General features: G+C 66.1%; 16 protein-coding genes. 13 read left to right on the forward strand and 3 right to left on the reverse strand.

All coding sequences use genetic code 11. From position 1 onward, the window contains the following. The first annotated feature begins 29 nt into the window (after positions 1 to 29). Entirely contained in the window at positions 30 to 683 is a 654-nt protein-coding gene (locus tag LY44_RS15020; protein WP_055209220.1) for a pseudouridine synthase, read from the forward strand. 191 nt (positions 684 to 874) lie between these two features. Here LY44_RS15020 and LY44_RS15025 read toward each other — a convergent pair whose 3' ends face one another. Beyond that, positions 875 to 1,456, reverse strand: coding sequence for a LabA-like NYN domain-containing protein (locus LY44_RS15025; RefSeq protein WP_055209222.1), 582 nt, complete (start codon positions 1,454 to 1,456; stop codon positions 875 to 877). 96 nt (positions 1,457 to 1,552) lie between these two features. On the opposite strand from LY44_RS15025, the gene folK reads away from it, so the two are divergent. The 12 genes from folK to recO all read left to right on the forward strand — a co-directional run bounded on the left by folK (position 1,553) and on the right by recO (position 10,685). Next, positions 1,553 to 2,188, forward strand: a complete 636-nt coding sequence (gene folK / locus LY44_RS15030; protein WP_223230707.1) for a 2-amino-4-hydroxy-6-hydroxymethyldihydropteridine diphosphokinase — start codon at positions 1,553 to 1,555, stop codon at positions 2,186 to 2,188. Between the two features lie 60 nt (positions 2,189 to 2,248). After that, a complete protein-coding gene (gene rpoZ, locus LY44_RS15035; protein WP_055209224.1) occupies positions 2,249 to 2,602 on the forward strand; it encodes a DNA-directed RNA polymerase subunit omega in 354 nt (117 codons plus the stop codon). A gap of 18 nt (positions 2,603 to 2,620) precedes the next feature. Continuing rightward, a complete protein-coding gene (locus LY44_RS15040) occupies positions 2,621 to 4,738 on the forward strand; it encodes a RelA/SpoT family protein (RefSeq protein WP_055209226.1) in 2,118 nt (705 codons plus the stop codon). Between the two features lie 21 nt (positions 4,739 to 4,759). Next, complete coding sequence (locus LY44_RS15045; protein ID WP_055209228.1) at positions 4,760 to 5,431, forward strand: DUF2062 domain-containing protein; 672 nt, start codon at positions 4,760 to 4,762, stop codon at positions 5,429 to 5,431. A 61-nt stretch (positions 5,432 to 5,492) separates the two neighbouring features. Further along, positions 5,493 to 6,236, forward strand: a complete 744-nt coding sequence (locus tag LY44_RS15050) for a pyridoxine 5'-phosphate synthase (RefSeq protein ID WP_055209232.1) — start codon at positions 5,493 to 5,495, stop codon at positions 6,234 to 6,236. A gap of 17 nt (positions 6,237 to 6,253) precedes the next feature. Further along, positions 6,254 to 6,700, forward strand: a complete 447-nt coding sequence (locus LY44_RS15055) for an ABZJ_00895 family protein (RefSeq protein WP_055209234.1) — start codon at positions 6,254 to 6,256, stop codon at positions 6,698 to 6,700. Further along, positions 6,697 to 7,098, forward strand: a complete 402-nt coding sequence (acpS, locus tag LY44_RS15060; RefSeq protein WP_055209236.1) for a holo-ACP synthase — start codon at positions 6,697 to 6,699, stop codon at positions 7,096 to 7,098. Before LY44_RS15055 ends, acpS begins: the two co-directional genes overlap by 4 nt. Before the next feature lie 52 nt (positions 7,099 to 7,150). After that, positions 7,151 to 7,948, forward strand: coding sequence for a signal peptidase I (lepB, locus tag LY44_RS15065; RefSeq protein WP_055209237.1), 798 nt, complete (start codon positions 7,151 to 7,153; stop codon positions 7,946 to 7,948). After that, the gene (gene rnc / locus LY44_RS15070; RefSeq protein WP_055209239.1) at positions 7,945 to 8,631 is read left to right on the forward strand and encodes a ribonuclease III; all 687 of its coding nucleotides are present in this window, start codon (positions 7,945 to 7,947) and stop codon (positions 8,629 to 8,631) included. The genes lepB and rnc overlap by 4 nt, the downstream gene beginning before the upstream one ends. Further along, on the forward strand, positions 8,628 to 9,539 hold the full coding sequence (gene era, locus LY44_RS15075) for a GTPase Era (RefSeq protein WP_055209241.1): 912 nt from the start codon (positions 8,628 to 8,630) through the stop codon (positions 9,537 to 9,539). The genes rnc and era overlap by 4 nt, the downstream gene beginning before the upstream one ends. Positions 9,540 to 9,541: 2 nt before the next feature. Continuing rightward, entirely contained in the window at positions 9,542 to 9,877 is a 336-nt protein-coding gene (locus LY44_RS15080) for a DUF1491 family protein (protein WP_055209243.1), read from the forward strand. A gap of 85 nt (positions 9,878 to 9,962) precedes the next feature. Next, positions 9,963 to 10,685, forward strand: coding sequence for a DNA repair protein RecO (gene recO, locus LY44_RS15085; protein ID WP_055209245.1), 723 nt, complete (start codon positions 9,963 to 9,965; stop codon positions 10,683 to 10,685). On the opposite strand, the gene LY44_RS15090 is transcribed toward recO, so the two are convergent. Beyond that, positions 10,676 to 11,179, reverse strand: coding sequence for a GNAT family N-acetyltransferase (locus LY44_RS15090; RefSeq protein ID WP_055209320.1), 504 nt, complete (start codon positions 11,177 to 11,179; stop codon positions 10,676 to 10,678). The genes recO and LY44_RS15090 overlap by 10 nt on opposite strands. A 44-nt stretch (positions 11,180 to 11,223) precedes the next feature. Beyond that, positions 11,224 to 12,867 (reverse strand): acyl-CoA dehydrogenase family protein, encoded by a 1,644-nt coding sequence (locus LY44_RS15095; protein WP_055209247.1) that lies wholly within the window; start codon positions 12,865 to 12,867, stop codon positions 11,224 to 11,226. Positions 12,868 to 12,934: the final 67 nt, after the last annotated feature.

A 12,934-nucleotide genomic window follows, 5' to 3' on the forward strand; every position in this document is an offset into this window, starting at 1 on the left:
CCGCGGCGCCCCCGCGCCATGCCGGGCCGATGACCGAGCATGTCTACACGCCCCCGTCCGAGCCGCCGCGCATCCTGCATGCCGACCATGAAATCCTCGTGGTCGACAAGCAATCGGGGCTGCTGTCGGTGCCGGGCAAGGGCGATCACAAGGCTGATTGCCTGATCGAGCGGCTGAAGGGCGCCTTTCCGCAGGTGCTGCTGGTGCATCGGCTGGATGGCGACACCTCGGGGGTGATGGTCTTTGCGCTGACCGCGCATGCGCAGCGCCACCTTGGGCTGCAATTCGAGACCCGGCAGACGAAGAAGCACTATCTGGCCCGGCTCTGGGGGCATCTGGAGCCGAAGGCGGGCCGGGTCGATCTGCCGCTTTGCGTCGATTGGCCGAACCGGCCGAAGCAGCATGTGGATCCCGAGAACGGCAAGCCCGCGCAGACCGACTGGAAGGTGCTGCGCCACGATCCCGACGGCACGACCCGGGTGCGGCTGACCCCGCTGACCGGGCGCAGCCATCAGCTGCGGGTGCACATGCTGGAACTGGGCCATCCGATCCTCGGCGATCCGTTCTATGCCACCGGCCCCGCGCGCGACTTTCCGCGGCTGATGCTGCATGCCGAAAGCCTGCGCCTGCGCCATCCCGACGGCGGGCAGTTCATGACCTTCACCGCGCCCTGCCCGTTCTGAACTCTGCCCGGCCGGGGGCTTCGCGCCCCCGGACCCCCGCGAGGTATTTGGGCCAAGATGAAACGGACCCCGGCGCTGCTTTCACCTTGGCGCAAATATCCCGGGGTGCGGGGCAGAGCCCCGCTCCGCCCGCCGAAACGAAAAAGACGGCGGGAGTGGACCGCCGTCTTCTCCTGTCCTGCCGTGAGCGGTCAGGTGTCCGAGCTGTCCGCCGAGGGGGCGGGCGGCGCGATCTCGCGCGGTTCGCGCGGCGGGCGGCCGATCACTTCGCGCAGCGCGTCGAGTTCGATGAAATTGTCGGCCTGACGGCGCAGCTCGTCGGCGATCATCGGCGGCTGGCTGCGGATCGTCGAGACGACCGAGACCCGCACGCCCATCCGCTGCAGCGCCTCGACCAGCGGCCGGAAATCGCCATCGCCCGAGAACAGCACCGCATGGTCGAGCCGCGGCGCGAGTTCCATCGCGTTCACCGCCAGTTCGATGTCCATGTTGCCCTTGACCTTACGCCGCCCCATCGAGTCGGTGTATTCCTTGGCGGGCTTCGTCACCATCGCGTAACCGTTGTAGTGCAGCCAGTCGACCAGCGGCCGGATCGGCGAGTATTCCTCGTTCTCCAGCAGCGCCGTATAGTAGAAGGCCCGCACCAGCTTGCCCCGACGTTCGAATTCCTGACGGAGCAGCTTGTAGTCGATGTCGAAGCCGAGCGCCTTTGCAGCCGCATAGAGGTTGGACCCGTCGATGAAAAGGGCCAGCCTTTCGTCCTTGTAAAACATTATAAGTCCTTTCGTCGTGGCCCCGCGGTGTGGCGTCCGGAGTGGTTGACGGGGAAAAATTGTTCTACCCAATACGCCGCGAGAACCAGTTCAGCAGTGCTTTCTACCAAGCGCCGGGAGGTCGAGATATCTGTCTTTAAAGATAATAGCACATTTTTTGTTGCGCTAGGGGCGAATCTTGCAACTGAGGCGGGTAAACCCCCTCAATCTCTGGTTGCGGCCCTGAAAATGCTGCCCGAGGAGGGGATTCGGCTGCGCGCGCTCAGCCGATTCTGGCGATCTCCGGCTTTTCCGGCCGGGGCGGGGCCGGATTATGTCAATGCCTGTGCCGTGATGTCCGCCGCGTTGACGCCCGAAGCGGTGCTTGCGGCGCTGCATCGAATCGAGGCGCGGCTGGGGCGCCGACGCGGGGCGCGCTGGGAATCGCGCGGGATCGACCTTGATCTGCTGGCCTGGGGCGGGGCGATCCGGCCCGATGCGGCGACCGAGGCGCTTTGGCGCGGCCTGCCGCTGGAGGCGCAGATGCAGCGCGCGCCCGAGACGCTGATCCTGCCGCATCCGCGTCTGGCCGACCGGGCCTTCGTGCTGATTCCCCTTGCCGAGATCGCGCCCTTGTGGCGTCATCCGGTCACCGGAAAGACGGTCGGCGAAATGCTTGCGGACCTTGACGCGGCCGAAAAAGCGGCGCTGGTCCCGTTTTCTGTTCCTTTCGACGGGCAGGGCCGCTTGTAAAGGCCCCGGGAAGGGGCTAAGGGAGAGGTTCACACCTCCCCCTTTGGTCTGGAGTTGCCGATGGCCCGCGTGACGGTTGAAGATTGCGTTGACAAGGTTCCGAACCGCTTCGAGCTGGTGATGCTTGCCGCCCACCGCGCCCGTGAGGTTGCGGCCGGGGCGCCGATCACCGTCGAGCGTGACAATGACAAGAACCCGGTGGTCGCGCTGCGCGAGATCGCCGAGGAAACCCAGCTGGCCGATGATCTGCGCGAGCGTCTGATCGAAAGCAACCAGACCCAGATCGAGGTCGACGAGCCCGAGGAAGACGCGATGGCGCTTCTGATGTCGGGCGAGATCGACCGGCCGCGCGTCGATGACATGGACGAGGAACGCATGCTGCGCGCGCTGATGGATGCGCAGGGTCGCGACTGACAAGGGGTTCGAGCGCGGATGATCGATGTCGAAGACCTGATCGCGCTCGTTCGCAACTACAATCCCCGCTGCAACGCCGATCTGATCCGCCGTGCCTATGCCTATGGGCTGAAAATGCACGACGGGCAGTTCCGCCACTCGGGCGAGCCCTATTTCACCCATCCCGTCGCCGTTGCCGCGATCCTGACCGAGCAACGGCTGGACGATGCCACCATCGTCACCGCGCTTTTGCATGACACGATCGAAGATACCCGCTCGACCTTCACCGAGGTCGAGGGGCTGTTCGGCACCGAGGTCGCGGAGCTGGTCGATGGCGTCACCAAGCTGACCAATCTGCAACTGGGATCTTCGGCCAGCAAGCAGGCGGAGAATTTCCGCAAGCTCTTCATGGCGATGTCGAAGGATCTGCGGGTGATCCTGGTGAAGCTCGCCGACCGGCTGCACAACATGCGCACGATCAAGAGCATGCGGCCCGAGAAGCAGGCGCAGAAGGCCCGCGAGACGATGGAGATCTTCGCGCCGCTGGCGGGCCGGATGGGCATGCAATGGATGCGCGAGGAACTCGAGGACCTCGCCTTCAAGGTGCTCAACCCCGAGGCGCGGACCTCGATCATCCGCCGCTTCGTGTCGTTGCAAAAGGAATCGGGCGACGTGATCTCGCAGATCACCGCCGATATCCGCAACGAGCTGGAAAAGTCCGGGATCGAGGCCGATGTTTTCGGCCGTGCCAAGCGCCCGTATTCGATCTGGCGCAAGATGGAGGAAAAAAGCCTTACGTTTTCAAGGCTTTCCGACATCTACGGTTTCCGTGTCATCACCCGCTCCGTGCCCGATTGCTATGCTGTGCTGGGGCTGATCCACCAGCGCTGGCGCTCGGTTCCCGGTCGGTTCAAGGATTACATCAGCCAGCCGAAATCGAACGGCTACCGCTCGATCCACACCACCGTTTCGGGGCGCGACGGCAAGCGGGTCGAGGTGCAGATCCGCACGCGGCAGATGCATGAGGTCGCCGAAGCCGGGGTGGCCGCGCATTGGTCTTACCGCGATGGCGAACGGGCGCTGAACCCCTTTGCCGTCGATCCGGCGAAATGGCTCGCCTCGCTCACCGAACGCTTCGCCGAGGGCGATCACGACGAATTCCTCGAGAACGTCAAGCTCGAGATGTATTCCGATCAGGTGTTCTGCTTCTCGCCCAAGGGCGATGTGATCAAGCTGCCCAAGGGCGCGACGCCGATCGATTTCGCCTATGCGATCCACACCCGGATCGGCAATTCCTGCGTCGGCGCCAAAGTTGACGGCATCCGCGTGCCGCTCTGGACGCGGCTGAAGAACGGCCAGTCGGTCGAGGTGATCACGGCGGCCGGGCAGCGCCCGCAGGCGACCTGGCTGGATATCGTCGCCACCGGCCGCGCCAAGGCCTCGATCCGCAAAAGCCTGCGCGAGGAAGACCGGACCCGGTTCGTCAAGCTCGGCTCGGAACTGGCGCGGGTGGCCTTCGAACATGTCGGCCGCAAGGTCTCGGACAAGGCCCTGCGCACCGCGGCGAAGACGCTCGGCCTGCCGGATGAAACCGAGGTTCTGGCCCGGCTCGGCTCGGCCGAACTGACCGCGCGCGAGGTGGTCGAGGCGCTTTACCCCGAACTGGCGGCGCGGGGGCCGGAAACCGTCGATCCCGGCCGCGCGGTGATCGGGCTGGGGGCGGATCAGACCTTCCACCGGGCGAAATGCTGCCAGCCGCTGCCGGGCGAGCGGATCGTCGGCATCACCTATCGCGGGCAGGGCGTGGTGATCCATGCGATCGACTGCCCCGCGCTCGAGGAATTCGAGGAACAACCCGGCCGCTGGGTCGATCTGCACTGGCACGAGGGCAGCCACCCGCCGGTCTATTCGGTGGCGCTGAAGATCACCATCGCGAATGATGCCGGGGTGCTGGGGCATATCTGCTCGTTGATCGGCGCCCAGAAAGCCAATATCTCCGACCTCAAATTCATCGATCAGAAACCCGACTTTTACTCGCTTGTCGTGGAAGTCGACTTGCGTGATGCGGAACATCTGCACCGGCTTCTGACGGCGCTGGAGGCCGAGACGGATGTGGCGCAGGTGCAGCGCTGGCGCGACCTGTCGCGCAAACCCTGAGGGAAGAACGGAAGGCGGAACGTGGTTTTCAAGCGGCGGGAGAAGCGGAGCTGGGGCCAGTCGACGCGCGAACTGGTCTGGCCGCGCACGGGCTGGCTGCGGGCGCTGAGCTACATCCGCCACCGTCTGACCCGGCTGCCCGACAAGCCGCACCGCATCGCCCGGGGCGTTTTCGCCGGCATATTCGTGTCTTTCACGCCCTTGTTCGGCGTGCATCTTCTGGCGGCCGCACTGCTGGCCAAGCTGATGCGCGGCAATGTGCTGGCCTCGCTTTTCGCCACGCTGGTCGGCAATCCGCTGACCTTTCCGCTGATCGCGCTGGTCTCGATCAAGCTGGGCCATGCGATGCTGGGGCAAAGCTACGATCCCGCCCATGCCGCCGGTCTGCTGGATGTCTTCGCCGAGGCTTTCGCCGATCTGCGCCACAATCTTCTGGCGATCTTCACCGCCGAGGAGACGCATTGGGCCGGCATGGCGGATTTCTTCTACGGTGTCTTCCTGCCCTACACGCTGGGCGGGATGGTGCCGGGGGTGCTGGGCGGTCTGGCGGGCTATTTCATCGCCTTGCCGCTGGTCACCGCCTATCAGAACCGCCGCCGCCTGCGGCTCAAGGAGCGGCTGGCGAAACTTGCCGCGAAGCTGCCGCATCCGCCCGTGGTTGGCGCCTCCGATCACGACGACGACAAGGGCTGAGCGGCATCTTCCCTCGGCCGTCGCGCTTCGCCATAGTGGCGGCATCTGACCGGAGGTTTCCATGACCCGTTCCCTGCGCCTTGGCGTGAACATCGACCACGTCGCCACCGTCCGCAACGCCCGCGGATCGGCCTATCCGAGCCCGCTGCGCGCGGCCCTGATCGCCGAGGCTGCCGGGGCCGACGGCATCACCGCGCATCTGCGCGAGGATCGCCGCCACATCCGCGACAGCGACATGGCCGAGCTTCGGGCGAATCTGCAGATCCCGCTGAATTTCGAGATGGCGACGACGATGGAGATGCAGCGCATCGCCTTGGCGACTCGGCCGCATGCGGTCTGTCTTGTGCCGGAAAAGCGGCAGGAACGCACCACTGAGGGCGGGCTGGATGTGGCGGGCGATCAGGCCCGGCTGACCGCCTATATCGCGCCCTTGCGGCAGGCGGGGGCGCGGGTGTCGATGTTCGTCGGCCCCGATCCGCGGCAGATCGAGGCCTCGGCGGCGATCGGCGCGGCGGTGGTCGAACTGCACACCGGCCATTATTGCGACTTGCATTACGAGGGCCGTTTCGCCGAACGCGACGCCGAACTGAAGGCGCTGGAAAAGGCCGCGGCGCTGGCCGCCAGTCTGGGCCTTGAGGTCCATGCCGGGCACGGGCTGACCTATGAGACCGTCGCCCCCGTCGCGGCGATCCCCGAGATCAAGGAGCTGAACATCGGTCATTTCCTGATGGCCGAGGCGCTCTTCATCGGGCTTGAGGCCGCGATCGCCGAGATGCGCCGTCTGATGGACGACGCGCGGCGTTGAGCGGAAAGGGGGGCCGGATGCCGATCCTGCGCTATGGGCTGATTCTGGTTCTGACCGGGCTGGTCGTCTCGGGCCTCGTGCTGGCGCTGGAGCGCCTCGCCGGGGTCGATCTGGCCTCGGTCGGCATCGCCGCCGTGCCCATCTTCCTGACCGCGATGATCGAGGGGCAGTTCTTTGCCAAGCGCAGTGGCCGCCTGCCCGCGCGCGCCGAGGCGCTGCGCTTTGCCGCGCTGGCGACGGCGGTCACCCTGATGCTGCTTGGCCCGGCTTTGGTGCTGATCTCGCTGGGCGATCCGGCGCTGCTGGCGCTACTGCGGGGCTTCGATGCGGTGCTGTGGCTGGTGATCCTGGGCCTTGTCGTCGCGATCACCTTCCCGGCCTCGTATCTGTTCTACGGGCAGGGCGCCCGCAGCCAGCTGCGCGCAACCCGGCGACAAAAGATTCGGCAAGGCGGGGCGAAATGATCCTCGGCATCGGTTCGGATCTGGCCAATATCGAACGCATCGCGGCCACGCTGGCCCGCTTCGGCGACCGTTTCCGCAGCCGCGTCTTCACCGAGACCGAGATCGCCAAGGCCGAGCAGCGCGCCGATGTGGCGGGCACCTATGCGAAACGCTGGGCCGCCAAGGAGGCCTGTTCCAAGGCGCTGGGCACCGGCCTGGCGATGGGGATTTCCTGGAAGGACATGTCGGTGGCGAACCTGCCCACCGGCCAGCCGGTGATGCATCTGACCGGCTGGGCGGCGGAGCGGCTGGCGGCGATGACGCCGCCCGGTCACGAAGCCGTCGTGCACGTCACCCTGACCGACGATCACCCCTGGGCGCAGGCCTTCGTCGTGATCGAAGCGCGTCCGCTTGCTTGACTTGCCCCCCGCATCGGGCCAAGGAAGACAAGGTTTCAACAAGAGGCAGAGCATGGCCAGCAAATCCGAAGGCGGCATCGGCGAAATGGCGCGGACGCTGTTCTGGGCGCTCATCATCGCGGGCGTCTTCCGCACGTTGTTCTTCCAGCCGTTCTGGATCCCCTCGGGCTCGATGAAGGACACGCTGCTGATCGGCGACTTCCTGTTCGTCAACAAGATGGCCTATGGCTATTCGCGCTATTCCTGCCCGTTCTCCAGCGCCGATTTCTCGCCCTGCCCGATCGAGGGGCGGCTGTTCGGCGGCGAGCCCGAGCGCGGCGATGTCGTGGTGTTCCGCCATCCGATCCGCAATGTCGATTTCATCAAGCGGCTGATCGGCCTGCCCGGCGACCGCATCCAGATGGTCAATGGCGTGCTGCAGATCAACGGCGCCCCGGTCAAACTCGACGACGGCGGCACCTTCTCGGAAGTGTTCGAACCGCAAGGCCCGGAAAAGCGCTATCCTTTGTGCCGCAACGAACCGGTGGGCGAGGGTGGCGAGTGCCAGTCGCAGCGCTTCATCGAAACGCTGCCGAACGGCGTCAGCCATTCGATCCTGAACACCTTCGACGGCACCCGCGCCGACAACACGCCGGTCTTCACCGTGCCCGAGGGGCAGTATTTCTTCATGGGCGACAACCGCGACAATTCCGAGGACAGCCGCTTTGCGCAAAGCATCGGCGGCGTCGGTTTCGTGCCGGTGGAAAATCTGGTCGGCCGCGCCGACCGGGTGATGTTCTCCTCGGCGGGCAAATCGCTCTTCTTCTTCTGGACCTGGCGGGCGGACCGCTTCTTCAAGGCGATCGAATGAAAGTTGCGGCAGACCTCTCTGCCTTCATGGACCGGCTCGGGCATCGTTTCGCGACGCCCGAGCATCTTGTTCGGGCGTTGACGCATTCCTCGCTGGGTTCGGCCACGCGGCCCGACAACCAGCGGCTGGAATTTCTGGGCGACCGGGTGCTGGGGCTGTCGATGGCCGAGGCGCTGTTTGACGCCGATGGCTCCGCCTCGGAAGGGCAGCTGGCGCCGCGGTTCAACGCGCTCGTGCGCAAGGAAACCTGTGCCGCCGTCGCGCGCGACATCGATCTTGGGGCGGTGCTGAAACTCGGCCGGTCGGAAATGATGTCGGGCGGGCGGCGCAAGGATGCGCTTCTGGGCGACGCGATGGAGGCGGTGATTGCCGCCGTCTATCTGGATGCCGGGTTCGAGGCGGCCCGCGCGCTGGTGCTGCGGCTCTGGGCCGGGCGGATCCAGTCCGTCGACAGCGACGCCCGCGATCCGAAGACGGCGTTGCAGGAATGGGCGCAGGCCCGCGGCCTGCCGCCGCCGCGCTATGAAACATTGGGCCGCGACGGCCCCGATCACGCGCCGCAATTCCGCATCGCGGTGGTGCTGGCCTCGGGCGAGACCGAGGCCGCGCAGGCCGGATCGAAACGCAACGCGGAACAGGCCGCCGCAAAGGCCCTTCTGGAACGGTTGGAGAGAGGCGCATGACCGAAGAAACGCAAGCCGGATTCGTGGCGCTGATCGGCGAGCCGAATGCCGGGAAATCGACGCTGCTCAACCGCATGGTGGGGGCCAAGGTCTCGATCGTGACGCACAAGGTGCAGACCACCCGCGCCCGCATCCGCGGTGTCTGCATGGCGGGGCAGGCGCAGCTGGTCTTTGTCGACACCCCCGGCATCTTCCGCCCGCGTCGGCGGCTGGACCGTGCCATGGTCTCGGCCGCCTGGGGGGGCGCGGCCGATGCCGATATCGTCGTTCTCCTGATCGAGGCGCATCGCGGCCTGACCGAGGGCGCGAAAGCGATCATCGAGGCGCTGAAGGCGCGCGAGGGCACGCAGCCGGTGGCGCTGGCGATCAACAAGATCGACCGGGTCAAGGCCGAACGCCTTCTGGCCCTGGCCGAAGAAATGAACGCCGCCTTCCCCTTTGCCCGGACCTTCATGATCTCGGCCGAAAAGGGCTATGGCGTCGATGACCTGCGCGACTGGCTGGCGTCGCAGGTGCCCGCGGGCCCGTGGTTCTATCCCGAAGATCAGATCGCCGATCTGCCGATGCGGATGATTGCCGCCGAAATCACCCGCGAGAAACTGACCCTGCGCCTGCACGAGGAACTGCCCTATCAGCTGACGGTGGAAACCGAGGCTTGGGAGGAAAAGCCCGACGGCTCGGCCCGGATCGACCAGATCATCTATGTCAGCCGTGATGGTCACAAGGGCATCGTGCTTGGCAAGGGCGGCGAGACGATCAAGGCGATCTCCACCGCCGCCCGCGCCGAAATGACCGAGTTCATGGGCCGCCCGATCCATCTGTTCCTGCAGGTGAAGCTGCGCGAGAACTGGCAGGAAGAGGCCGAGCGCTACACGGAAATGGGTCTCGACTTCAAGGACGGCGACTGAGGATGCGACCGCGCCTGCGTGCCGAACTTTGGGTGCGTGCCTATCTGCGTCGGCTGGAACTGAACAACATTCCCGCCTATGTCGCGGCGCGGGGTCAGCCTGACTCCGGCGCCGTGATGATCAAATGCGCGACGCTTGACGGGCTGGCGAAGCTCTACACCCGCACCTTTGATTACGAGGCCGATTGCGACATCTGGACGGTGCTCACCGAAGGCCCCGAGGCCGAGGTCGATCAAAGCATCCGCAAGCAGTGCAGCTTCGACCCGGACCTTTGGGTGATCGAACTCGAAGCCCGCCACGGCCGCACGCTTCTGGACGAAGACGGCCTGAAAGACTGACCCCGGCTTTCCCTTTCATCTTGCCTCAAATATCCTCGGGGGGTTCCGGGGGGCAGACAGCCCCCCGGCCTGCGTCACGGGCACCATGGACTGGCAAGACAGCGGCACCATCCTTTCGACCCGCCCGCAGGGCGAAAGCTCGGCGATTGTCGAGGTGTTCACGGCCACCCATGGCCGCCATCTGGGCGTCGTGCGCGGTGGCGCCTCGCGCAAGATGGCGGCGGTGCTGATGCCCGGCTCGCATGTGGCGCTGAGCTGGCGGGCGCGGCTCGAGGACCAGCTGGGCAGTTTCACCGTCGAACCGCTGGCCTCGCGCGCGGGCGCGCTTTCGGATCGGCTTGCGCTGATGGGGCTGAATTCCATCTGCGCGCTTCTGTCCTTCGTGCTGGCCGAACGCGCGCCGCATCCGCGTCTTTACGCCGCCACCGAGCCGCTCTTCACCGTCATCGGACAGGCGGCCGAGGGCTGGGTGGTCGATTACCTGATCTGGGAAATGGCGCTGCTGGAGGACCTCGGCTTCGGCCTCGACCTGAGCCGCTGCGCCGTCACCGGCACGCGTGACGATCTCGCCTTTGTCTCGCCGCGCTCGGGCCGCGCCGTCAGCCGTCAGGGCGCGGGCGACTGGGCGCCGAAACTGCTGCCGCTGCCGTTGTGCCTTTTGGGGCAGGGGCCCGCAACCTGGGCGGAAATCGCGCAGGGATTGCGGCTTACCGGCCATTTCCTGACCCGCTTCGCCGAGGATCACAGCCGCCGCGCCCTGCCCGAGGCGCGCAACCGGCTGATCGCGGCGATCGCCCGTCAGGGCTGATCCCGGTCGTCCAGTTTCAGTTGCATCAGCAGCAGATCCAGCCAGCGGCCGAATTTCTGCCCGACCTGCGGCATCAGCCCCACCGCCTCGAAGCCCAGCCGCTGGTGCAGCACCAGCGAGCCGGCATTGCCCGCCTCGATCGCCGCCACCATCACATGCAGCCCCCGCGCCCGGGCATGCAGGATCAGCGCCGAAAGCAGCGCCCGGCCCCGCCCGCCACCGCGCAGATCGGCGCGGACATAGACCGAATGTTCGACCGTGCCGCGATAGCCGTCAAAAGCGCGAAAGGGGCCGTAGCTGGCATAGCCGACGACCTTCGCCCCCTCCTCCAGCACCAGCACCGGAAAGCCCGCCTGCTGCCGCGCCGCGATCCAGTCGATGCGGTCGCGCACCGTCACCTCGACCTCGTTCCAGATCGCGGTCGTCGTGCGCACGGCGTCGTTGTAGATCGTGGCGATCGCCGGCGCATCCTCGGGGGTGGCATCGCGGATCATCGGATCCTCCGTCAGAAAACGGGGCCCGAAGGCCCCGGTTCGGGTCAACCCAGCAGACGGCGGGCAATCACCTGCGCCTGAATTTCCGCCGCGCCTTCGAAGATGTTCAGGATGCGGGCGTCGCACAGGATGCGCGAAATCGCATATTCGAGCGCGAAACCGTTGCCGCCGTGGATCTGCAGCGCGTTGTCGGCGGCGGCCCAGGCGACACGGGCGCCGAGCAGCTTCGCCATCCCGGCTTCCACGTCGCAGCGGCGGCCATTGTCCTTTTCCCAGGCCGAGAAATAGGTCAGCTGCCGCGCGATCATGATTTCGACCGCCATCATCGCCAGCTTGCCGCCGACGCGGGGGAACGCGATCAGCGACTTGCCGAACTGCTTGCGGTCGATCGCGTAGCGCATGCCGATCTCGCAGGCGGCCTGGGCCACGCCGACGGCGCGGGCGGCGGTTTGAATCCGCGCCGATTCAAAGGTTTCCATCAGCTGCTTGAAGCCCCGGCCGGTCTCGCCGCCCAGAAGATTCTCGCCCTTGACGCGGAAGCCGTCAAAGCCGAGTTCATATTCCTTCATGCCGCGATAGCCCAGCACCTCGATCTCGCCGCCGGTCATGCCGGGGGTGGGGAAGGGGTTTTCTTCGGTGCCCGGGGTCTTTTCGGCGAGGAACATCGAAAGCCCGCGCCAGTCGGTCGTGTCGGGCTCGGTCCGTGCCAAGAGCGTCATCACATGGGTGCGGCTCGCATGGGTGATCCAGGTCTTGTTGCCGGTCACCACCCAGTCGTCGCCGTCCTTGACCGCACGGGTGCGCAAGGAGCCAAGGTCGGAGCCGGTGTTCGGTTCGGTGAAGACTGCGGTGGACAGGATCTGCCCCGAGGCAAGCCCCGGCAGCCACTTCTGTTTCTGTTCTTCCGTGCCACCGCAGAGGATCAGTTCGGCGGCAATTTCCGAGCGCGTGCCCAGCGAGCCGACACCGATATAGCCGCGCGACAGTTCCTCGGTCACCACGACCATCGAGGCTTTCGACAGACCAAGCCCGCCGTATGCCTCGGGGATGGTCAGGCCGAAGACGCCCAGTTCCGCCAGCTCCTCGATGATCTCCATCGGGATCAGCGCGTCCTTGAGGTGCCATTCATGCGCGTTCGGAATGACGCGGTCCTCGGCGTAGCGGTGGAACTGGTCGCGGATCATTTCCAGCTCGTCATCCAGCCCCGAGGCGCCGAAGAGCGCCCGGCCCTGATTGTCCTGCATCAGCGCCACCAGCGCCATCCGCGCCGCATCGGTGTTGCCCGCGGTCATCAGGCTGCGGGCGGCCTCGGACGGCGTCCAGCTGACGCCAAGATCGCTCAGACGCGCGGTTTCGACCTGGCTCATCGGGATGCCGCCGGCGATCTGGTTCAGGTATTCGCCAAAGCCGATCTGCAGGATCAGGCTTTCCATCGGCCCGAAAGCCCCCGCCTCGGCGACCCGCCCGGCCCAGCCGCGCAGCTGAATGAGCGACTGGTTGTAGGTCGCCAGCCAGGCCAGCGCATGGGCGGTGAACTGGTCTTCCTCCAGCGCGGCATTCGACACCTTGCCGCCGCGGCTGACCTTGGTTTTCAGCGCTTCGGTCGCCTGCGCCGTCAGCTGCGCAATCTCGGGAAGGGTGGCTTCGGTCAGCGCAAGCAGGTCGGCCAGAAGGATCTTGTCGGTCATGTCAGCCTCATCGACGCCGGGATTCGGCGGGTTTCTGCAGGTGCAGCCTGCTTAGGCATTTTGCAAC

It is taken from the genome of Rhodobacter capsulatus (genome assembly GCF_003254295.1).
Classification (GTDB): domain Bacteria; phylum Pseudomonadota; class Alphaproteobacteria; order Rhodobacterales; family Rhodobacteraceae; genus Rhodobacter; species Rhodobacter capsulatus.

Bases quoted from the DNA above. Each gene is read 5' to 3' on its own strand.
- LY44_RS15020 (WP_055209220.1), top strand. From the start codon at position 30: ATGACCGAGCATGTCTACACGCCCCCGTCCGAGCCGCCGCGCATCCTG.
- LY44_RS15025 (WP_055209222.1), bottom strand. From the start codon at position 1,456: ATGTTTTACAAGGACGAAAGGCTGGCCCTTTTCATCGACGGGTCCAAC.
- rpoZ (WP_055209224.1), top strand. From the start codon at position 2,249: ATGGCCCGCGTGACGGTTGAAGATTGCGTTGACAAGGTTCCGAACCGC.
- LY44_RS15040 (WP_055209226.1), top strand. From the start codon at position 2,621: ATGATCGATGTCGAAGACCTGATCGCGCTCGTTCGCAACTACAATCCC.
- LY44_RS15050 (WP_055209232.1), top strand. From the start codon at position 5,493: ATGACCCGTTCCCTGCGCCTTGGCGTGAACATCGACCACGTCGCCACC.
- LY44_RS15055 (WP_055209234.1), top strand. From the start codon at position 6,254: ATGCCGATCCTGCGCTATGGGCTGATTCTGGTTCTGACCGGGCTGGTC.
- acpS (WP_055209236.1), top strand. From the start codon at position 6,697: ATGATCCTCGGCATCGGTTCGGATCTGGCCAATATCGAACGCATCGCG.
- lepB (WP_055209237.1), top strand. From the start codon at position 7,151: ATGGCCAGCAAATCCGAAGGCGGCATCGGCGAAATGGCGCGGACGCTG.
- rnc (WP_055209239.1), top strand. From the start codon at position 7,945: ATGAAAGTTGCGGCAGACCTCTCTGCCTTCATGGACCGGCTCGGGCAT.
- era (WP_055209241.1), top strand. From the start codon at position 8,628: ATGACCGAAGAAACGCAAGCCGGATTCGTGGCGCTGATCGGCGAGCCG.
- LY44_RS15080 (WP_055209243.1), top strand. From the start codon at position 9,542: ATGCGACCGCGCCTGCGTGCCGAACTTTGGGTGCGTGCCTATCTGCGT.
- recO (WP_055209245.1), top strand. From the start codon at position 9,963: ATGGACTGGCAAGACAGCGGCACCATCCTTTCGACCCGCCCGCAGGGC.
- LY44_RS15090 (WP_055209320.1), bottom strand. From the start codon at position 11,179: ATGATCCGCGATGCCACCCCCGAGGATGCGCCGGCGATCGCCACGATC.
- LY44_RS15095 (WP_055209247.1), bottom strand. From the start codon at position 12,867: ATGACCGACAAGATCCTTCTGGCCGACCTGCTTGCGCTGACCGAAGCC.